Here is a 20,311-nt window from a genome sequence, read left to right on the forward strand (position 1 = left end):
ATGGCCGGTATTGCATACTGCACCACCAGCCTCATCACGATTCCCATGAACGATACGCTTCTCCTGCTGGGTTTTGCCACCACGCCGCTTGAACTGATTTCCTTTGTCCTGGCACTGACAACCGTTGCGCTGAACATCCGCCAGAATCACTGGGCGTGGCTGTTCGCCATCATTTCCTCGGCCGCCTACGGTTTCGTGTTTTTCGAGTCGCGCCTGTATGGCGACATGGCCTTGCAACTGCTGTTCATCAGCGTCTCGTTCTGGGGCTGGTACCAGTGGCTGCATCCGGCCAGTGGCGGCAAGACCTTGCCCGTCACGCGCCTCGATGGCCGCGGCTGGCTGGCTTGCGCCGTAGGCTGGCTGGTCGGCTTCCTGCTCATCGCCTGGCTGCTGACGACGACGGACACGGACGTGCCGCACGCGGACGGTTTCCTCACGGCAGGCAGCCTGGTGGGCCAATTCCTGCTGTCGCGCAAGAAGCTGGAAAATTGGATCGCCTGGATCATCGTCGACGTGCTGTACGTGTGGCTGTATGTGCACAAGGGCCTGACCCTGACGGCCGTGCTGTATGCGTTCTTCGTCGTGATGGCCATCATCGGCTTGCTGGCGTGGAGAAAGTCGGCGCCGGCCGCGCCCGATGCGATGGTCCTCAAGTGATGGGCCATTGCGTGCGCGTAGCCATCCTGGGCGCGGAGTCGTCGGGCAAGTCGACCCTGGCGGCCGCCCTGGCCGAGCGCTACGGCACCGTCTGGGTGCCCGAGTATTTACGCGAATTTGTCGAGACGCAGGGCAGGGTGCCCGTCGCGGTCGACCAGTATGGCATTGCGCGCACGCAAGTCGAACGCGAGGCGGCAGCCGCCGCGCAAGCGCGCAACTTCCTGTTTTGCGACACGACGCCGTTGATGACGGTCGTCTACAGCCGCCATTATTTCAATGGCGCCGATGCGCCGCTGGCGGCGCTGGCCGATGCCACGCAGTACGATCTGACCCTGGTGACGGCGCCCGACAGCCCGTGGGTAGCCGACGGCTTGCAGCGCGAATCGGAAGCCGTGCGCCAGCTGATCTACCGCTACCTTCTCGACGAGCTCGACGCGCGCGGCATTGTGTACCACGTGCTGCACGACAGCCTGGAGGCGCGCCTGGAACAGGCGGCGCCTTTGCTGCGGCAGGCGCTGGCTGCAGCGTCTGCCATTTCCCTCAATTAAAAATCAAACTGTGCCGACACCTTGAAGGTGCGGCTGGCGCCCGGATACAGATAGCCGTCCGATTCCGGCGTCACGTCGCGCCAGTAGAACTTGTCGGCCACGTTGTTGACGCTGGCGCGCAGCACGGCGCGCGTGCCGGCGATGCGCGTGGCCCAGGCGGCGCCCAGGTTGAACACGTTGTACGACGGCACGAAGGTCGTGTTGTTGTACTCAAATGCTTTCTTGCCCGCAAATTCCCAGCTGCCATTCACGCTCAAGCCTGCCACCTGCTGCACGGCGTAGTCCGCATGCACGGCTGCCTTGAAGGCCGGCACGTTGGGCACGCGCTTGCCATCGAGGTCCGCATTGCCCGTGCCTGACTGCTGGCTGTTCAGGGCTGTCACGGAGGCGCCCAGGCTCAGGTTGGACGATGCCTTGCCCTGGGCCGACAATTCCAGGCCACGGTGCTGGGCCTGGCCTTCGCGCACGAAGTAGCCTGCGGCATTCTGGAATTCCAGGCCCTTGCGGATCTGGAACAGGCTGGCCGCCACAATGAAGTCAGGCGTCACATCCATCTTCGCGCCAAGCTCGATCTGCTTGGAGCGGCTGGGCGTGAGTTCTTCGTTGGCATTCATCGCCTTGCGATCGGCCGTGCCGCCATGTTCCATGCCCTGCGAATAGGCCGCGTACACGGACACATTGTCGAGCGGGGTGTAGACGAGCGACACGTTGGGCAGCAGGAAATCGTGCTTGGCGCGGATTTCCTTGTCGGCCTTCAGCACATACTGGTAGCCGTCGACGTCGATATGGCGCAAGCCGCCATGCAGCTTCCAGTTTTGGGCCAGGCTGACGATATCCTGCACGAAGACGGAGTTTTCCGTATCCTTGCGCACCAGGCGCACGGGGCCTTGCACACCCGTCGACATGTCGACGATCTGCGGGTGGTAGATATTGCTCACGCCAGCCCAGTCGTACACGTACAGGCCCGCGCGGTCCCTGCGGCGGAAGGTCGAGACGCCGGCCGTGAATTCATGGCGCAGGGAACCGGTGGCGAACTTGCCCTGGATCATGGCTTGCGCGCTCAGCGGCTTTTTCGTTTCGCCCAGGCTGCGGTAGTCATACACGTCGTAGTCGCCATTGCCGCAGAAGCCAGGGTACAGGTCTTGCGCGCTGCAGCCGTACGGGAAGGCCGTGTAGTCGTCGCGCTTGAACGAGTGCTGGTTGGCCGACAGGGTGGCGCGCCAGTCGTCATTGAAGGCGTACTGGAAGCGCAGGCCGATATTGCTGGTGATGGTTTCCACGGGGCGCGTCCATGGCTGCAGGTTGAGCATGGCGTCGGCGCTGATGCCGGTCGGTAGGGTCTTGTTGTTCAGCAGCTGGAAGCCGGGCGCCGTCGCCTGCGCCTTGTCCTGGTAGTCGGCATCGATCTGCAGCAGCGCTTGCGGCGAGATTTGCCAGTCGAAGGCGCCGGAAATGAACTTGCGGTTGCCGTCCGCGCCCTTGATGTAGGAGCGCAGGCGCTCGGCCGCCACGTTGACGCGGTAGCCGAAGCGCGTGTCTTCCAGGCGGCCGCCCAGGTCGACGGCGCCGTACAGGGTGCCCCGCTCGCGCGTTTCCACGGTGACGGTGCGCAGCGGTGCGGCGGTGGGGCGCTTGACGATGAAGTCGACCACGCCGCCCGGCGCGGCCACGCCTGCCTGCAAGCCGGCCAGGCCTTTCAGCACTTCGATGCGTTCCTTGTTTTCCAGCGGAATTTGCGTATCGCCAGGAATGGCCACGCCATCCTTGCGGTAGCTGGAATTGTTGTCGAGCTTGAAGCCGCGGATGGAAAACTGTTCCGCATAGCCGACGGCGTTGTAGGCGTCGTTGATGCTGGTGTCGAGCTTGACGGCATCGCTGAGATTGCGGATCTGCAAGTCCTGCATGTCTTTCTGCGAAATGACGGTGACGGACGCCGGCGTCTGCAGCAGCGGCGCGTCGGAAAAGCCGCCCACGGAGGCGCGCTTGGCGGCCGGCGCCTTGCTGGCCGTGACGACGACTTCGGCCATGCTCTGGGCCTGCGGGTCGGCGGCGTCGGCGGCGTCGTTCGCGGCAAAGGCCGGTGCGGCAAACGCGTGCAGGATCGCCAGGGTCAAAACAGAAACGGATAAATTCGGTGTGGACATAGATTGCTCGTGGTTCAAGCCGTCTCTTTAAGAAGAGCACGGCAGGCTGCTTGTTCGGCTGGCGCCAACGCAGGAGCTATCAAAGGAGGGAGGTACTTTGCGCTTTCCTTCGCTGGCATTATCCAGATCAGGTACGAAGGGTATCTCTCACCCGGATGACTGCTCCAGGACCCCTAGCGAAATGACAGCTTAGCATGAAGCACGGCCAGCTGTCCCGCTGGCTGACCGTTTTACAACAGTGCCGGTTGAAACTACAAACTCAGTTCCAGCACCTTGCGGCTGATGGTGGGCGTGATTTCACGCTGTTCGCCCAGCGCCGTCATGCCGTGCGCTTCCAGGGCGGACACGACGGCGTCCACGCTCGCATGGTTCAGGCCATAGTCGGCCAGACGCGTCTTGACGCCCATGTGGCGGAAGAAGAATTCCGTGCGGGCGATGGCCGCCTCGATGCGGCCATCCTCGTCGCCGCCGTCCAGGCCCCAGACGCGGGCCGCGTATTGCAGCAGCTTGGCGCGCTTGGCCTGCTTGCGCACGCGCAGCATGCTGGGCAGGATGATGGCCAGGGTTTGCGCGTGGTCGAGCTCGTACAAGGCCGTCAATTCATGGCCGATGGCGTGCGTGGACCAGTCCTGCGGCACGCCCACGCCGATCAGGCCGTTCAAGGCCAGGGTGGCGCTCCACATCACATTGGCGCGCACGTCGTAGTCATCCGGGTGCGACAGCGCTTTCGGGCCTTCCTCGATCAGGGTCAATAAAATACCTTCGGCAAAGCGGTCCTGCACGGCGGCGTTCACGGGATAGGTCAGGTATTGCTCCATCACATGCGCAAACGCGTCGACGACGCCATTGCCCACCTGGCGCAGCGGCAAGGTGAACGTTTTCGACGGGTCCAGCACGGAGAATTTCGGATACACCTTGCGGCTCATGAACGAGCGCTTTTCCTGCGTGGCCTTGCGCGTGATCACGGCCGAGCCATTCATTTCGGACCCCGTGGCCGGCAAGGTCAATACGGTGCCGAAGGGCAGGGCGGCCTCGACGATCTTGCCGCCCTTAGCCAGGATGTCCCACGCCTCGCCCTCATGCAGGGCGGCCGCGGCGATGAACTTGGTGCCATCGACCACGGAACCGCCGCCGACGGCCAGCAGGAAATCGATGCGCTCGCTTTTCACGAGGGCCACGGCCTGCATCAGGGTTTCATAGCTGGGATTGGGTTCGATGCCGGCAAACTCGATCATCGTATGCCCGGCCAGCGCCGCCCTGACTTCATCGTAGACGCCGTTCTGCTTGATGCTGCCGCCGCCATACGTCATGAGCACTCTGGCCTGGGGCGGGATCAGCGCCGTGATGGCGGCGATCTGGCCCTGGCCAAAGAGGATTTGCGTCGGATTGTAAAAGTCGAAATTGAACATGGGGCTCCTGCCGCTGGGGTTTAGGCTGTTGCTGAGCCATGATTATGGCCGAACGGGTGGAAACGTGTCGTGGACGCTTGAGCTTTTCGCCCGCGCGGTGGAGAATGCAGCCGATGTCACCACCACGCGAAAAGGAATGCGCATGACCACCGTCCCACTGGAAGAATCCGGCTTGCCGGCCACCGCGCTCGACATGCACCGCGCCATCGGCGCCACCATCGCCGCACTGCAGGCGCTGGACTTGAACAGCCAGCGTTTCGAGGCGTGCACGGACCCGGAACTGCGCCGCGTGCTCGCGCATGCGGGCGACACGAGCCGCAAGGAAGCGGCCATGCTGCTCGAATGGATGCGCCGCCGCGACGCGCGCCTGGACACGGCCATGAAGGAAGCGCTGTTCAAGGCGGGGCCGATTGTTGCCCAGTATCACTATGACGAGAAAATATTGTAACTATTGGTTTGTTGTTGTGGCGTACCATGCGCCACTTTCGCATCGCTTCGCGTAGACTGTGCCCCGAACACGATTTTGGGGGAGTTTGCAGAAATGAAATCATTACCATACCGAGAAGGCAGCTGGTTTGCCGTGCCCCTGCCGGGCGGCGGTTATGCCGTCGGCGTGGTGGCACGCAGGGCGCCTGCCGGGCGCATCATGCTGGCGTATATGTTCGGGCCGAAACGCGACAGCCTGCCTGCGCTGGAAGAGCTGGAAGGCTTGCGGCCGGAACAGGCCGTGCGCCGCCTGCGCACGGGCGACATGGCCTTGCTCAACGAGCGCTGGCCCCTGCTGGGCGACAGTCCCCACTGGAACCGTGACGACTGGCCCATGCCGGCCTTTATCCGCCGCAACGAATCCTTGCAGCGTGCCTGGCGCGCCAGCTATGCGGACGCCGATCCTGCCAAGCTGAACCGCGAGGAATCGATCCCCTTCGACACGCCGGGCATGGAAAGCGATTCCCTGTACGGCTACGGGGCGACGGAATTGTTGATGAATAAATTGCTCGCGCAGGAGCAGGCGTCGGCTTGACCGCGGTCCGGCGGCGTAGGTCGGATTAGCGAGGCCTTGCCTCGCGTAATCCGACAACATTGTTGGCCAAGGCCGCTGGTGGTGTCGGCTTACGCGCCTTGCGCTAAGCCGACCTACGCCGACCTACGCCGCTTACGCCGCTGGCAAGCTGATCTGAAACGCCAGGCCGCCGCCTTCGCGGTTGCGGACCTGCAATTCGGCGCCATGGCGCAGCAGCACGCGGTCGACGATGGCCAGGCCCAGGCCGGCGCCGTTTGCCTGTCCGCGCGCCGTGTCGAGGCGGGTGAACGGCTTCATCAGCTGCTCGATCTTTTCCGCCGGCACGCCCGTGCCGTGGTCCTGCACTTCGATGATGACCTTTTTCGCGCCGTGGCTGGTGCGTACCTGGCAGGCGATGTCGATTTCCGTCACGTCGCCGCCCGGCGTCTTGCCATAGCGGCGCGCATTCTCGATCAGGTTGTTCAATACGCGGCGCAAGTCGGTGGGGTTGCCCATCGCATGCGCGCCATCGGCGATGGTGGCGTTGATCTTCACGTCCGGCAGGCGCATCGCTTCGCGCGTCATGTCGTTGAGCAAGCCACTGAGGTCGACGTCCGTAAAGCTCGACGCTTCCGTCGGCTTGGCATAGTCGAGGAACTGGCCGATGATGGCGTCCATCTGCCCGATATCGGACTGGATGCCTTCGCGCGCCTCGTCGGACAGATTCGCCATTTCCACTTCCAGCTGCATGCGTGCCAGCGGCGTGCGCAAGTCGTGCGAAATGCCCGCCAAGATCACGGCGCGGTCCGATTCCACCTGTTTCAGATCATCGACCATCTGGTTGAAGCTGCGGTTCGCCTCAATGATCTCTATCGGGCCCTTTTCCGGCAGCGGCGCCGGCTGCTTGCCCTTGGCGATGTCGCGCGCGGCCGCCGTCAGACGCGACAGCGGCAGATTGATCAGGCTGGAAATGATGGCCGCGCCCAGCAGCGACAGCAGGGACACCAGGCTGGCCCATCCCAGCCACTGGAAGCCCGTCAGGCCGCGCAGGCGCTCGCGGTCCAGCATCAGCCAGTACTCGTCGTCGTCGATCTTGAAGCTGACCCAGAAGCCGGCCACGCCATTGACGCGCGCGGAAAAGCGCGTGTCCTTGCCCAGCTTGGCCTTCACCAGCGCCTCGATCTCGGGCATCAGGTAATTGTCGGGCGGCGGCTCGATGCGGTCGTCCTCTTCCAGCGAGAAGATGCGGATGCCTTCATTGCTGACGAGGTCGAACAGCAGCTCGCGCCGCAGCTCGGGAGCCGAGTGCGTCAGGGCCGCATGCGTGATGGTGACGACGGAAATGATCTGGGCGGAAATCTGCTGCGCCTGCGGCTCGCGCTGGATGACGGAAATCATGCCGATCCAGGTGATCATGCTGACGGTGGTCAAAGTGCCCAGCAGCAAAAAGGTACGCCAGAACAGGCCGCTTTTCAGCCGCGCCAGGCTGATATCGGGAACAAGCTTCATCATGCCTCGCCTGCGATCAGCGCGGCTGTCCGTCCGGGATGAAGACGTAGCCGAGGCCCCACACGGTCTGGATGAACAGCGGGCTCGACGGGTCGGGTTCGATCAGCTTGCGCAGGCGCGAGATTTGCACGTCCAGGCTGCGGTCGAACACTTCGTATTCGCGGCCGCGCGCCAGTTCCATCAGTTTTTCGCGCGACAGCGGCTGGCGCGCATGGCGGGCAAACACTTTCAGCACGGAAAACTCGCCGGTCGTCAGCGGCACCGTTTCGCCATTCTTTTTCAGGGTGCGCGTGCCCAGGTCCAGCACGAAGTCGCCGAACTCGAAGGTTTGCGGCGTTTCCGACGGGGCGCCCGGGATTTCATCGGGACCCTTGCGGCGCAGTACGGCGCCAATGCGGGCCACCAGCTCGCGCGGATTGAACGGTTTCGGCAGGTAGTCGTCGGCACCCATCTCCAGGCCCACGATGCGGTCCACGTCCTCGCCCTTGGCCGTCAGCATGATGATCGGCGTCTGATCGCCCGCGCCGCGCAGGCGGCGGCAGATCGACAGGCCGTCTTCACCGGGCAGCATCAGGTCGAGCACGAGCAGGTCGTAGCGTTCGCGCAGCCACAGCTTGTTCATGGCCGTCGCGCTCTCTGCCGTGAAGACATTAAAGCCCTGTTCGGTCAGGTAGCGCCGCAGCAGGTCGCGCAGGCGCACATCGTCATCGACCACCATGATTTTTGCCTGGTGGCCGTGGATCGATTGCGTTGTTGTATTGCTGCCGGAAGTGGAGGTTGTGGTCATTTAGGGTGTCGTGTTATCTTATATTAGTTGCTATAGTAACGCCTCGCGCGGCGTCGGCAAGGGGCTGTGGCGACCCATTACAAAGTGTTACAAACTTTACCCAATTACTCTTACTGCACCGTGTAAAGCATCATACACTGGGGCCACAGTGGAAATCAGCTTTAGTTTATACGGCATCGCGGAAGAGGAACTCAATGAATATCTTTACTAAAAAAATTCACGCCGCTCCCAGCGCAGCTTTTGCCGCACGTACGACCGTGCTGTCCGCATGTGCCATTTGTTCCGTGTTTGCCGCCGGCCTGGCGTCAGCGCAAAACCAGCCGCCGCCACGCCGTGACGACCAGCAGCAAATGCAGGCCCAGCGATATGAACAGGTTCAGCGCAGCAACAGCAATGATACGCGCTTGCGCGAACAGCGTGACGCACGCAGTTTCGACACGCGCGCCGAAGAGCAGCGCCGCGCCAACGAAGGCGCCGACGCCTCGCGCCGCACGGGCCGCATGACGCCCGACGAGCGCCGCGACCTGCGCCGCCAAATCAACGAAGTGGGCCAGGACATCTACTCGAATCCGCCGCGCCGCTAGGCGGTGTACAACCCCATCCGACAGGGCCATCTCGCAAGACATGGCCCTGTTTGCATTTGCTCCCCCCTTTGTATTGCTCAGTCAGGCACACGGCCCCGCCGCGTGATATTGTTCTAACGCAATGAGGCAATTCTCGGTTTTTGGGGAGGCAAGTGGTGAGCGACGACGACACACCCGTTCCTGATGCGGCTCCCGCAGGCGGCTTGCCGCTCGGCCTGGTCCAGCGCGAAGAGGGCGTGTGCCTTGACATGTCGCTGGCGCCGGCGCAGCTGCGCGCCGCCGTCGACCAGCTGTTCCAGTCGGGGCAGTTGCTGGCCGGCCTCGACTACGGTTTGTTCCTGCTGACCCTGTTCCATGCTCCCACTCCCCGCGCCGCGCCCAAGGGCGACGCCTTGCTGCGCATCGCCGTGCGCGTGGCGCCATTCCCGCCCCCGCGCCGCGCGCTGTACAAACAGGTCAAGATCCGTGGCGACAGCGCCGAGTTTTACTTTGAAGCCCTGCTTGCGGACGCGGACGGCCAGGTGCCTGCGCGCCGCGAGTTTGACGAGCTGGTGGCCGACCTGTGGTGCAAGGGCGTGCACTACGGCATCGATAGCGTGGCCGTGCGCGCCATGCTCGCCAGCGGCAAGGCCGAGCGCATCACGGTGGCGCGGGTGCTGCCGCCGCAGCCGGGGCGCGACGCCCAGCTGGTCGAAGTGTCGCAAGGCATCCATCGCGACGATGCGCCGCGCGAACGCTCCGATGGCCGCCTCGATTTGCTCAGCTTCAAGAACCGCTTTCCGCAAGTGAAAAAACACGCGCGCCTGCTGCGTCTGCTGCCCGGTACGCCCGGCTTGCCTGGCTACGACCTGGCCGGCAAGGCGCTGCCGCCGCCCGCGCCGCTGGAACTGGACCTGGCCACGGTGGCGGGGCCAGGCACGGCGGTCGAGCATTTCAGCGATGGCGATTTCCTTGTGGCCACCCAGGATGGCTATGTGAATGTCGATGAGAGCGGCAAGATGTCGATCGAAAACAAGATCGTCAGCCGCGAAGGCGTCAGCAGCCGCACCACGGGCAATCTGAAGCTGCGCGCCGCCTACGAGGAGTATGGCGAAGTGCAGGAGCAGCGCCAGCTCGACGGCAGCGACATCACCATCCATGGCGACGTATATGGCCATTTGCACTCGCATGGCGGCTTGATCTTGTTACACCGCAACCTGGTGGGCGGCACGGCGTTTAATGAACACGGCGACGTGCGCGTCGAGGGCGTCGCTTCCGGTTCCGTGCTGCAGGCGCTGAGCGGTGAAGTACACGTGAAGCGCGCGGAAAGCTGCGTCATCGCAGGCACGCGCGTGGTGATCGATAGCGCCAGCAATTGCGAGATCATCGCCGACGAGGTCGTCATCGAGCTGGCCGAAGGCTGCGCCGTGGCGGCGCGCACCATCCGCATCGGCAGCGCCGGTCCCCGCAAGCAGGTGGAAATGCTGCTGTTCCCGCTGGTGCCCGACCTGAGCGCGCTGGAGCAGAAGATCGCCGAGAGCCTGGCGAAGGGGGCGCAATTCCTGCAGGTGCAGCACAAGCGCCAGCAGGAGATCGACGCCATCGCGCAATTGCCCGAGGTGCGCAATTACCTGACCCTGGCGGGCCAGCTGCGGCGCGGCGAATTGCAGTTGCAGCCAACGCAGCAGGTGCAGTACGACAAGCTGGCCGCGCGCATCGCTCCGGTCCTGAAAGAGGTGGCGCGGCTGCGCGTGGAGGTGAAACAGTCGGAAATCCTGCACGCGCAGATGCTGGCCCTGGTGGCGCAACTGCGCCAGGAGCGGCAGGCGACGGCGGGCCAGTCGCGCTGCAGCCTGGGCCTGATCGATGGCGAGACGACGGTGCGCGCCTTGGTCGTGCCGCCCGGGCCGGCCAAGGTCTACGACCGCCCTCCGAAAGAAATCAAGGCCTTGCTGCGCAGCGCCACGCCGGTCACGCAAGCCGTGTTTGCGGATAGCACGGGCAGCCTGGAGTGGACGTATGCGCCGCCGCCGTAGCGTTTAATCCGTGACCTTGCCCCGAGATTGCTTGAGTACGCTGTGCGTGCTCTTGCTGTCGAGGCGGCGTCGCTGCGAACTGCGCGTGGGCTTGGTGGCGCGGCGCACGGCGGGCAGGAAGGTCACGCTGTCGATGATTTCCTGCAAGCGCCGCAACGCTTCTTCCTTGTTCTGCTCCTGGCTGCGCGATTGCTGCGCCTTGAGCACCAGCACGCCATCCTTGCTGATGCGGCTGTCGCGCAGGGCCAGCAGCCGCTCCTTGTACGCTTCCGGCAGCGACGAGGCGGCGATGGGGAAGCGCAAATGGATGGCGCTGGAGACCTTGTTGACGTTCTGCCCGCCCGGGCCCTGGGCGCGGATGGCGGAGAATTCAACTTCAGCGGGATTGACGAGGTGTTGCATGGCCTGCCTGTGGGGGAATGATGTGGGTATTGTAAGGGAAGATGGCTGCGCCGGCGCAAGGGCGGGCGGCCAGCTGATGATGTCTTCCGGGAAAATTGATGTTTCTCAACGCCGCTTGCGGCGATGCTGGTTAGCATGGGGCCAACGTTGCGCCATTGCGCATCCTGGCAGCGCTTACCGGATGAAAGGAACACCATGCAGCCCACGACCACGCCTGGCGCCGCAACTGCGCAATACCTGACGCAGTACTTGAGCTTCCGGCTGGGCGGCCTGGAATACGGCCTTGACTACCGCTGCGTGCGGGAATTGCGTCCGCTGAAGGAACTCGACCGTTTTTCCTCGGAAGGGGAAGTGCTGCACAGCGTGGCCGTCTCGCGCGGCGTGATCATCCCCATCGTCGACATGCGCGCCGCGTTCGGTGGCGCCCAGAGCGCGCCCGACCCGGCCACCGACGTGATCATTTTGCAGCTGAGCAATGGCGTGATGGGCATGGTGGTCGATGGCGTCACCGATATCGTCAGCCTGGCGCCAAGCGACATCGCCGCCGTGTCAGGCCTGGGCGCGGCGGAAGCCGATTACCTGTTGGGCCTGGGCACGGTGGCGGGGCGCCGCCTGATCCTCGTCGACATCGACCGCCTGATGGCGATCCGCAGCCCCAGCCCCCTGCAGGCGGCCTAAAAAAAAGACGACCCGAAAGTCGTCTTTTGTCGCTACCGAATTAGCCGAGCTTTTCCAGCTGATCCTGCAGATCGAGCCATTCCGCTTCCAGCTGTGCCAGGTCCTTGGTAAAGAAGGTCTGGTCGGCCAGCAGTTGCTTCAATTTCGCCTTGTTGGCGGCGTCATAGATGGTCGGCTCGCCCAGCTTGGCGTCGGTTTCCGCCTTTTGCGCATTGCGCTTGGCGATCTGCTCTTCCTGGCGCTTGATCTTGTTTTCGATCGGCTTGCGCAGGGCGGCCGTTTTCTGGCGCTCTTCCGCTTCCTTGCGCTTGTCGCGCACGGGCGCGGCAGGCGCGGCGGCCGCTACCGGCGACACGACGGGGAAGTCGGTCTTGTTGGCCTTGCCGGCGGCCGGCAGCACGTCCGTGCCTTTGCCCAGCTTGGTCTTGAACAGCCAGTCCTTGTAGTCGTCCAGGTCGCCGTCGAACGGCTGCAGCTTGCCGTCGGCAACGATGATGAATTCGTCCGTGGTGGCGCGCAGCAAGTGGCGATCATGGGACACGACGACCAGGGTGCCTTCGAACTGGGCCAGCGCTTCCGTCAGCGCTTCGCGCGTTTCCAGATCCAGGTGATTGGTCGGTTCATCGAGCAGCAGCAGGTTCGGACGCTGCCAGACGATCAGGGCCAGCGCCAGACGGGCTTTTTCGCCGCCCGAGAACGGTGCGATCGAGGCGGTCACCATGTTGCCGGGGAAGTTGAAGCCGCCCAGGAAGTTGCGCAGTTCCTGCTCGCGCACGGTCGGGGCGATCTTCGACAGATGCCACAGCGGCGATTCGTCGTGGCGCAGCATTTCCACCTGGTGCTGGGCGAAGTAGCCGATGTTGAGGCCCTTGCCCATGGTGGCGTCGCCCGTCAACGGCATCAGTTCGCCGGCGATGGTCTTGATCAGGGTCGATTTGCCGGCGCCGTTCTGACCCAGCAAGCCGATACGCTGGCCGATCTGCAGCGAAAACTTGATGCCGTTGACGATGGTTTTATGCGTGATTTCGCCAGTCGCTTCGTTCTCGATCTTGTAGCCAGCATCGACGTCTTCCATCACCAGCAGCGGGTTCGGCGCGCTCAGCGGCTCGCGGAATTCGAACGAGAATTCGGCGGCGGCGCGCAATGGCGCCAGTTCTTCCATCTTCGCCAGCGCCTTCATGCGGCTTTGCGCCTGGCGGGCCTTCGACGCTTGCGCCTTGAAGCGGTTGACGAACGATTCCAGGTGGGCGCGCTTGCGTTGCTGCTTTTCCAGCGCGCCGGCGGCCAGGATCATCTGCGCCGCGCGTTGACGCTCGAAGCTCGAATAGTTGCCCGAATAGCGCTTCAGCTTGCGTTCGTCGATATGCACGACGACGTTGACCACTTCGTCGAGGAAGTCGCGGTCATGGGAAATGATCAGCAAGGTGCCGGCGTAGCGCTTGAGCCAGTCTTCCAGCCAGATGATGGCGTCCAGATCCAGGTGATTGGTCGGTTCATCGAGCAGCAGCAGGTCGGATGGGCACATCAGCGCTTGCGCCAGGTTCAAACGCATGCGCCAGCCGCCGGAGAAACTCGCCACCGGCTGCTGCATCTGGTCCAGGGTGAAGCCCAGGCCCAGCAGCAATTGCTCGCCGCGCGACTGCACGGTATACGCGTCGGCATCGGCCAGCGCGCTGTAGATTTCGCCGATGGCGATGCCGTTTTCCGACGTGGCCGGTTCCGATTCCAGGCGCGTCAGTTCCGCTTCCAGCTTGCGCAGGGTGATGTCGCCATCGATCGCATAGTCGAGCGCGGCACGGTCCAGCGGCGGCGTTTCCTGCGCCACGTAAGCCACGCGCCATTTCGCCGGGAAATCGATCTCGCCCTGGTCAGGGTGCAATTCGCCACGCATCATGGCGAACAGGCTCGATTTGCCCGCGCCATTGGCGCCGATCAGGCCGATCTTGTCGCCCGGATTGAGGGTGACGTCGACTTGTTCGAGCAACGGTTTGATGCCGCGCATCAGGCTTACTTGTAGGAAACGTATCATTTTTTTCTTTGTAAAGGCTGGGAATGAACCCGCGCCGTAAAATTCAGGTAGGTCGGATTAGCCCGAAGGGCGTTATCCGACCTGCCAAGTCGATCAAGCCAGCTTGAGCTGCTCGGCCGTCAGCAGGAACACCATGTCGTCGCCGGCGCTCGTCGTCAGCCAGGTCAGGCCCAGCTCGCCGAAGGCCGCTTCCGCGTATGCGCGCTCGTTGCCGATTTCAATCATCAGGATGCCGTCGTCCGTCAGGCGCTCGGCCGCGCCGGCGATGATCTTGCGCACCAGGTCCATGCCGTCGCTGCCGCCGTCGAGGGCGATTTGCGGTTCGGCCAGGTATTCCTGGGGCAGGGCGCCCATCGACGCCGAATTCACGTATGGTGGGTTGCTGATGATCAAATCATATTTCTTGGCCGGCACGTTTGTGTACAGGTCCGATTCGATCAGGTTCACGCGGTCCTGCAATTTGTACGTGTCGACGTTGCGCTTGGCCACGGCCAGCGCGTCGGCGGAAATGTCCACGGCATCGACGGCGGCGTTCGGGAAGGCGTCGGCCATCATGATCGACAGGCAGCCCGAGCCGGTGCACAGTTCCAGGATGTTTTCCACGGCTTCCGGTTCCGCGACCCATGGCGAGAAGTATTCAGGGATCAGCTCGGCGATGAAGGAACGGGGCACGATCACGCGCTCGTCCACGTAGAAATTGTAGGTGCCCAGCCAGCCTTCCTTGGTGATGTAGGCGGCCGGCACGCGGTCGATGCTGCGGCGGTCGATGACGCTCATCACGCTGGCCACTTCCGACGGCAGCAGCTTGGCGTCGAGGAACGGTTCGAGCTTGTCGAGCGGCAACTTCAAGGTGTGCAGGATCAGATAGGCCGCTTCGTCGAACGCTTCGGCGCTGCCGTGGCCGAAAAACAGCTTGGCGGTATTGAAACGGGTAACGGCGTAGCGCAGCAGGTCGCGTGGCGTGGAAAACGGGTTCGGGGTCATGGCATTCTCGAAAAGACGGTGTTCTGGCCCGCCGTGACGGGCCTCGGTATTCTGGTTCAGACGGGCAGCAAATGCTCCAGCGTGCGCCGGTAAATATTCTTCAAGGGATCGATGTGGCGCAGTTCGATGTGCTCGTCGATCTTGTGAATACTGGCATTGGGCGGCCCGAATTCTATCACTTGGGGGCAGATTTGCGCGATAAACCGGCCATCCGAGGTGCCGCCCGTGGTCGACAGCTCCGTCGTGAGGCCCGTTTCTTCGAGGATGGCGGACGACAGCGCATCGCTCAAGGTGCCGCGTGGCGTGAGGAAGGGCAGGCCGCTCAGGGTCCACTGCAAATCGTATTGCAAGTCATGCTTGTCGAGGATGGCGTGGACTCGTTCCTGCAGGTTTTCCGCCGTGCTGGCCGTGGAAAAGCGGAAATTGAAATCGATCACCATGTCGCCCGGAATCACGTTGTTGGCGCCCGTGCCCGCGTTGATGTTGGACATTTGCCAAGACGTCGGCAGGTAATACTCGTTGCCGGCATCCCATTTTTCCTCGACCAAATCGGCCAGCGCCTGCGCCGCTTCGTGGATCGGGTTTTTCGCCAGGTGCGGGTAGGCGATATGGCCTTGCACGCCCTTGATCGTCAAACGGCCCGACAGCGAACCGCGGCGGCCGTTCTTGATCATGTCGCCCAGCTGCGCGCTCGACGTCGGCTCGCCTACCAGGCAATAGTCGATCTGCTCGCCCCGTTCCTTCAATTTGTTGCAGACGATGACGGTGCCGTCCGTGGCCGGGCCTTCCTCGTCGCTGGTGATCAGAAAGGCGATCGAACCAGTATGGTCGGGCGTGGCGGCGATGAATTCCTCGCAAGCGACCACCATGGCGGCGATCGAGGTCTTCATGTCGGCCGCGCCACGGCCGTACAGCTTGCCGTCGCGGTGGGTGGGGATAAAGGGCAGCGAGCGCCATTGCTCGACGGGGCCGGTCGGCACCACGTCCGTATGGCCGGCAAAGACGAACACGGGAGAAGTCGTGCCACGGCGCGCCCACAGATTGGTGACGTCGTTCGACTGTATCGTCTCGCAGACAAAGCCCAGCGGCGTGAGGATATCGATCAGGTGCTGCTGGCAGCCCTTGTCGTCGGGCGTGACCGAGGACAGGGCGATCAGTTTTTCGGTCAGGGCGAGGGTTTTGGAGGTGGTCATGGGTAAGGTCGTGCCGGCAACATCGTTCCGGTGGTCAACTAGGGAGTTACAACGAGAAAATGGTCTTGTACTGCGCATCCGAAAACGCCACGCTGAACTGGCCATCCTTGTCCAGCACGGGGCGCTTGATGATGGACGGGTTTTCCAGCATCAGGTCCAGCGCGCTGGCGGGGTCAACGATGGACGCCTTGCGCTCGTCGGACAGGGCGCGCCAGGTCGTGCCTTTTTTGTTGACCAGCACATCCCACGGCAATTGCGCCAGCCAGGCCTCGACCGTGGCGCGTTCCAGGCCCTGCTTCTTGAAGTCGTGGAAGGTGAAATCGAGTTGCTGCGCGGCCAGCCAGGTGCGGGCCTTTTTGACGGTATCGCAGTTGGGGATACCGTAGAGTGTAATGGTCGTCATGGGTAGGGCTAAGGGGAATGAATGCGGTTCGCTTGATCGCGGCGCTTGCGCCAGGGAAAAATGCGATGGTAGCCGCCATTATACAGTCGATGCGCAGTCGATGCGGCAGTGCAACAAGGCCCGGTGATTTCCCCTACACAGGCCGCGGCGCCGCCTTGCCCGACTCCGCCGGACCGAAATGCAGGCCAAGTCGCAAGGCCAGGGCGCGCAGGGCACCGCTTTCCTGCAGGTGCAGGGCCAGCGCGATGTGGCCGTCGGGGCGCACGAGGTAGGCCGCGTCGCGGCCCAGTCCCGCCAGCTTGGCCGCCACGTTATAGGTGTAGCAATGCACGGGCAGTTTCAGCACGCGCGCTTCGTCCAGCAATTCGGGTGCCGCTTCGCCATAGATGTGCAATTGCCAATTCATGCTGCGCAGGGCGATAAAATTGTCTTGCGTGCCGTCGGAAAACCACGGCAGGCGGTCGCCGCCGCGCAGGTATTCCGCGTGGCCTGCGGACAGGGCGCTGTCTTCATAGCTGATCTGGATCTGCGACACTGTTTTGAACAGCAAACGGCGCGCCCGCGCGAAGCCCGAAAGGAAGGGCAGCGCATGCGGCACCAGCCAGCGGCGCAGGAATTGCCCGGCCATGCCCTGCGCGACGATGGCCTGAAAGGCGCGGTCGGTGGTGGCGACGAGCTTGCGGGCAAACACGATGCGCTCGCTTTCATAGGTGTCGAGCAGGGCATCGTTGCTCTGGCCCCGCAGCTTTTGCGCCAGTTTCCACGCCAGGTTGACGGCGTCGCCCAGGCCCGTGTTCATGCCCTGGCCGCCCACGGGGCTGTGCAAATGGGCCGCGTCGCCGAGGATGAAGCAACGCCGTTCGCGGAATTGCCCGGCCACCCGGTGATGCACTTTATACGTGGAAAACCAGTTCACGTGTTCGACTTCGATGCCGAGCAAAGTTTGCACCGATTCCCGCACGTCGTCGAAGACGGGCGCGGGCGCGCCGTCGGGGCGGTCGGGCAGGATGCCGATCAGGCGCTGCATGCCGCTGGTGCGCACGGGCAGCATCAAGGCAAACGAGTTCGCGCCCAGGTGGGCGTGCAAATCCGTGTTCTTGCCTGCCACTTGCGCGTCGGCCACGTAATACAGGTGGTCGTAGGTGCCGCCAGAGAACTCGAAACCGGCGATCTCGCGCACCTTGCTGCGGGCGCCGTCGCAGCCGCAAATGTAGTTAAACGTGCAATATTGGCGTTCGCCGCCCTTGAGCAGGATGGCTTGCACTTCGCTATCGTCCTGCGTCCACAGGTCCAGCGCGACATTCCATTCCACGTGCACGCCGGCCGCCGCCAGCTTGCTGATCAGAAAACGTTCATGCTCGTCCTGGGGCAGGCTCAGCACGAAAGGGTAGGGACTCAGGCCTTCGCCGATTTCTCCCAGCGCCAGTTTCACCAGCTCCTCGCCGCCTTCGTGGATGTGCATGGCATTGATCTTGATACCCAGGCTGACCAGTTCATCGGCAAAGCCCAGTTGCTGGTAAAACTCCAGGGTGCGCGCATGCACGGCCATGGCCCGCGACGCCTGGCCCGGACCGCTATTTTGGTCGATGATGCGGCAATCGACGCCATGACGCGCCAGGCGCAAGGCCAGCATGAGGCCGGTAGGACCGGCGCCGACGATCAGGACGGGAGGAGTATTCATGCCATCCAGTATAGGACAGGATGGAAGATGGCTGCGCGACGATTGAAGTTGCTCGCTGGAAACAAAAATGTCCCGCCGAAGCGGGACGTTCAGGGTACTGCGTGCGCCTTGCGGCGCAGTGATTAAATACCGCGCAGCAACTCGTTGATGCCGGTCTTGGCGCGGGTTTTTGCATCCACGCGCTTGACGATCACGGCGCAGTACAGCGAGTACTTGCCGTCTTCCGAAGGCAGGTTGCCCGAAACCACGACGGAACCGGCTGGCACGCGGCCGTAGGTGACTTCGCCCGTGGCGCGGTCGTAGATCTTGGTCGATTGGCCGATGTACACGCCCATCGAGATGACCGAGTTTTCTTCGACGATGACGCCTTCGACGATTTCCGAACGGGCGCCGATGAAGCAGTTGTCTTCGATGATGGTCGGGTTCGCTTGCATTGGTTCCAGCACGCCGCCGATGCCGACGCCGCCGGACAGGTGGACGTTCTTGCCGATCTGCGCGCAGGAGCCGACAGTGGCCCAGGTGTCGACCATGGCGCCTTCATCGACGTAGGCGCCGATGTTGACGTAGGACGGCATCAGCACGACGTTCTTGGCGATGAAGCTGCCGCGGCGGGCGACGGCTGGCGGCACCACGCGGAAGCCGCCCTTGGCGAAGTCTTCCTTGGTGTAATTGGCGAACTTGGTCGGCACCTTGTCGTAGAACTGCATCGTGCCGTCGGACGGCAGGACGACGTTGTCTTCCAGGCGGAACGACAGCAGCACGGCTTTCTTGACCCACTGGTTGACAACCCAGTCGCCCGTGGTTTTTTCGGCCACGCGGATGCTGCCGTTATCCAGGCCATTGATGACGTGGGAGACGGCGTCGCGCAGTTCGGCCGTGCCGTTGCCTGGATTGATCTCGGCGCGGTTTTCCCAGGCCTGGTCGATGATGGTTTGCAGTTGTTGGCTCATGATGATGTCTTGTTTATCTAGTTGGTTGATGCGGATGCGGAAAGCTGCTGGCAGAATTTTACTATGCGCAACGCGGCTTCCAGCCCTTCGGCCGTTTCGGCCACGAGGGCCATGCGGATGCGGTTGCGGCCCGGATTGATGCCGTGCGCGTCGCGCGCCAGGTAACTGCCAGGCAATACCGTGACATTATATTCGGCGTACAGGCGTTGCGCGAATTCGGTGTCGGACAGTCCCGTGCGGCTGACGTCGGCCCACAGGTAGAAGCCGGCGTCCGGCAATTGCACGTCCATCACCGATTGCAGCAGCGGCGTGATGGCGTCGAACTTGGCGCGGTACTTGGCGCGATTTTCCTCGACATGGGTTTCGTCGTTCCAGGCCGCGACGGAGGCCGCCTGCACGGCAGGGCTCATGGCGCCGCCGTGGTAGGTTCGGTAAAGCAGGAATTTTTTCAGGACTTCCGCGTCGCCGGCCACAAAGCCCGAGCGCATGCCCGGCACGTTCGAGCGCTTCGACAGGCTGGAAAACACGACCAGGCGCGCATACGGGCGCTCGATGGTGGACAGGCCCAGCATGTGCGCCGCCTGCAGCGCGCCCAGCGGCGGCGTGTCGCCGTGGTAAATCTCGGAATAGCACTCGTCGGCGGCGATGACGAAGTCGTAGCGCTCGGACAGGGCGAACAGGTGTTCCCAGTCCGTCAGGGTGAGCACGGCGCCCGTCGGGTTGCCTGGCGAGCACAGGAACAGCAGCTTGACCTTTTCCCACACGGACGCAGGCACGCTGTCGTAGTCGCAGCCGAAATTGCGCGCCGGGTCGGAATTGACGAAATACGGTTCGGCGCCGGCCAGGTAGGCCGCGCCTTCATAGATCTGGTAAAACGGATTCGGGCTGATCACGAGCGAACCGGCCGACGGATCGATCACCGTTTGCGCCAGCGCAAACAGTGCTTCGCGTGAACCATTCACGGGCAGGATTTGCGTGGCAGGATTGAGCTTGGGGATGCCGTAGCGGCGTTCGAGCCAGCCGGCAATAGCGGTGCGCAAGGCTTCTGAACCGATGGTGGTCGGATAGCTGGCCAGGCCATGGATATTGTCGGTCAATGCCTGCTCGATGAAGGCTGGCGTCGGGTGCTTGGGTTCGCCCATGCCCAGGCTGATGGGCGCATATTCGGGGTTGACCGTTACGCCGGCAAACAGCTGGCGCAGCTTTTCAAAAGGATATGGTTGCAGTTTGGCAAGAAGTGGATTCACGGAGCGGACCAGGGCAAGAGTGGGAACGAAGGCCGGCTGCGGCATTGCCACCAGCCAGCCTTCCATTATAGCCGTGCCAGAGAGAGAGTTG

19 protein-coding genes and 1 riboswitch are annotated in these 20,311 nt (G+C 63.1%); of the genes, 7 read left to right on the plus strand and 12 right to left on the minus strand.

Translation table 11 applies throughout. The features are described from left to right. Positions 1-45 precede the first annotated feature (45 nt). Both pnuC and VM94_RS13215 read left to right on the plus strand, forming a co-directional pair. Positions 46-657, plus strand: coding sequence for a nicotinamide riboside transporter PnuC (pnuC, locus tag VM94_RS13210; RefSeq protein ID WP_046684578.1), 612 nt, complete (start codon positions 46-48; stop codon positions 655-657). Next, positions 657-1,205, plus strand: coding sequence for an AAA family ATPase (locus VM94_RS13215; RefSeq protein WP_046683904.1), 549 nt, complete (start codon positions 657-659; stop codon positions 1,203-1,205). Before pnuC ends, VM94_RS13215 begins: the two co-directional genes overlap by 1 nt. On the opposite strand, the gene VM94_RS13220 is transcribed toward VM94_RS13215, so the two are convergent. Both VM94_RS13220 and VM94_RS13225 read right to left on the minus strand, forming a co-directional pair. Then, on the minus strand, positions 1,202-3,349 hold the full coding sequence (locus tag VM94_RS13220; RefSeq protein ID WP_046683905.1) for a TonB-dependent siderophore receptor: 2,148 nt from the start codon (positions 3,347-3,349) through the stop codon (positions 1,202-1,204). The genes VM94_RS13215 and VM94_RS13220 overlap by 4 nt on opposite strands. Before the next feature lie 87 nt (positions 3,350-3,436). After that, positions 3,437-3,534, minus strand: a riboswitch (TPP riboswitch). A 66-nt stretch (positions 3,535-3,600) separates the two neighbouring features. Next, positions 3,601-4,758: an iron-containing alcohol dehydrogenase gene (locus VM94_RS13225; protein WP_046683906.1), complete on the minus strand. Its 1,158-nt coding sequence runs from the start codon at positions 4,756-4,758 to the stop codon at positions 3,601-3,603. A gap of 142 nt (positions 4,759-4,900) precedes the next feature. Here VM94_RS13225 and VM94_RS13230 point away from each other — a divergent pair, with 142 nt between their 5' ends. After that, positions 4,901-5,206 carry a ferritin family protein gene (locus tag VM94_RS13230; protein ID WP_034750230.1) on the plus strand — a complete coding sequence of 102 codons (306 nt, stop codon included), beginning with the start codon at positions 4,901-4,903 and terminating at the stop codon, positions 5,204-5,206. A gap of 93 nt (positions 5,207-5,299) precedes the next feature. Next, a complete protein-coding gene (locus VM94_RS13235; RefSeq protein WP_046683907.1) occupies positions 5,300-5,779 on the plus strand; it encodes an Imm26 family immunity protein in 480 nt (159 codons plus the stop codon). 132 nt (positions 5,780-5,911) lie between these two features. On the opposite strand, the gene VM94_RS13240 is transcribed toward VM94_RS13235, so the two are convergent. Both VM94_RS13240 and ompR read right to left on the minus strand, forming a co-directional pair. Then, positions 5,912-7,270, minus strand: coding sequence for a sensor histidine kinase (locus VM94_RS13240; protein ID WP_046683908.1), 1,359 nt, complete (start codon positions 7,268-7,270; stop codon positions 5,912-5,914). A 13-nt stretch (positions 7,271-7,283) separates the two neighbouring features. Then, positions 7,284-7,985 carry an osmolarity response regulator transcription factor OmpR gene (gene ompR / locus VM94_RS13245; RefSeq protein WP_223278807.1) on the minus strand — a complete coding sequence of 234 codons (702 nt, stop codon included), beginning with the start codon at positions 7,983-7,985 and terminating at the stop codon, positions 7,284-7,286. A 263-nt stretch (positions 7,986-8,248) separates the two neighbouring features. On the opposite strand from ompR, the gene VM94_RS13250 reads away from it, so the two are divergent. Both VM94_RS13250 and VM94_RS13255 read left to right on the plus strand, forming a co-directional pair. After that, positions 8,249-8,638, plus strand: a complete 390-nt coding sequence (locus tag VM94_RS13250; RefSeq protein ID WP_046683909.1) for a hypothetical protein — start codon at positions 8,249-8,251, stop codon at positions 8,636-8,638. Positions 8,639-8,793: 155 nt separating this feature from the next. Then, the gene (locus tag VM94_RS13255) at positions 8,794-10,653 is read left to right on the plus strand and encodes a flagellar assembly protein A (RefSeq protein ID WP_052755803.1); all 1,860 of its coding nucleotides are present in this window, start codon (positions 8,794-8,796) and stop codon (positions 10,651-10,653) included. A 3-nt stretch (positions 10,654-10,656) separates the two neighbouring features. Here the strand turns inward: VM94_RS13255 and arfB are convergent, their stop codons facing one another. Beyond that, positions 10,657-11,055 (minus strand): alternative ribosome rescue aminoacyl-tRNA hydrolase ArfB, encoded by a 399-nt coding sequence (gene arfB / locus VM94_RS13260; protein WP_034749850.1) that lies wholly within the window; start codon positions 11,053-11,055, stop codon positions 10,657-10,659. Positions 11,056-11,250: 195 nt separating this feature from the next. On the opposite strand from arfB, the gene VM94_RS13265 reads away from it, so the two are divergent. Beyond that, a complete protein-coding gene (locus VM94_RS13265; RefSeq protein WP_046683910.1) occupies positions 11,251-11,733 on the plus strand; it encodes a chemotaxis protein CheW in 483 nt (160 codons plus the stop codon). Positions 11,734-11,773: 40 nt separating this feature from the next. Here VM94_RS13265 and VM94_RS13270 read toward each other — a convergent pair whose 3' ends face one another. The 7 genes from VM94_RS13270 to dapC form a co-directional block, all read right to left on the minus strand. Beyond that, positions 11,774-13,762 carry an ATP-binding cassette domain-containing protein gene (locus VM94_RS13270; RefSeq protein WP_046683911.1) on the minus strand — a complete coding sequence of 663 codons (1,989 nt, stop codon included), beginning with the start codon at positions 13,760-13,762 and terminating at the stop codon, positions 11,774-11,776. A 93-nt stretch (positions 13,763-13,855) separates the two neighbouring features. Beyond that, positions 13,856-14,746 carry a 50S ribosomal protein L3 N(5)-glutamine methyltransferase gene (prmB, locus tag VM94_RS13275; protein ID WP_046683912.1) on the minus strand — a complete coding sequence of 297 codons (891 nt, stop codon included), beginning with the start codon at positions 14,744-14,746 and terminating at the stop codon, positions 13,856-13,858. Positions 14,747-14,802: 56 nt separating this feature from the next. Beyond that, a complete protein-coding gene (gene dapE, locus VM94_RS13280; protein ID WP_046683913.1) occupies positions 14,803-15,939 on the minus strand; it encodes a succinyl-diaminopimelate desuccinylase in 1,137 nt (378 codons plus the stop codon). A 46-nt stretch (positions 15,940-15,985) separates the two neighbouring features. After that, the gene (locus VM94_RS13285; protein WP_046683914.1) at positions 15,986-16,342 is read right to left on the minus strand and encodes an ArsC family reductase; all 357 of its coding nucleotides are present in this window, start codon (positions 16,340-16,342) and stop codon (positions 15,986-15,988) included. A gap of 133 nt (positions 16,343-16,475) precedes the next feature. Continuing rightward, positions 16,476-18,023 carry an FAD-dependent monooxygenase gene (locus VM94_RS13290; RefSeq protein WP_046683915.1) on the minus strand — a complete coding sequence of 516 codons (1,548 nt, stop codon included), beginning with the start codon at positions 18,021-18,023 and terminating at the stop codon, positions 16,476-16,478. 122 nt (positions 18,024-18,145) lie between these two features. After that, complete coding sequence (dapD, locus tag VM94_RS13295) at positions 18,146-18,973, minus strand: 2,3,4,5-tetrahydropyridine-2,6-dicarboxylate N-succinyltransferase (RefSeq protein WP_046683916.1); 828 nt, start codon at positions 18,971-18,973, stop codon at positions 18,146-18,148. 17 nt (positions 18,974-18,990) lie between these two features. Then, a complete protein-coding gene (gene dapC / locus VM94_RS13300; protein WP_046684580.1) occupies positions 18,991-20,220 on the minus strand; it encodes a succinyldiaminopimelate transaminase in 1,230 nt (409 codons plus the stop codon). Positions 20,221-20,311: the final 91 nt, after the last annotated feature.

Origin of the sequence: Janthinobacterium sp. KBS0711 (assembly GCF_000988085.1) — a bacterium.
GTDB classification, from domain to species: domain Bacteria; phylum Pseudomonadota; class Gammaproteobacteria; order Burkholderiales; family Burkholderiaceae_D; genus Janthinobacterium; species Janthinobacterium lividum_E.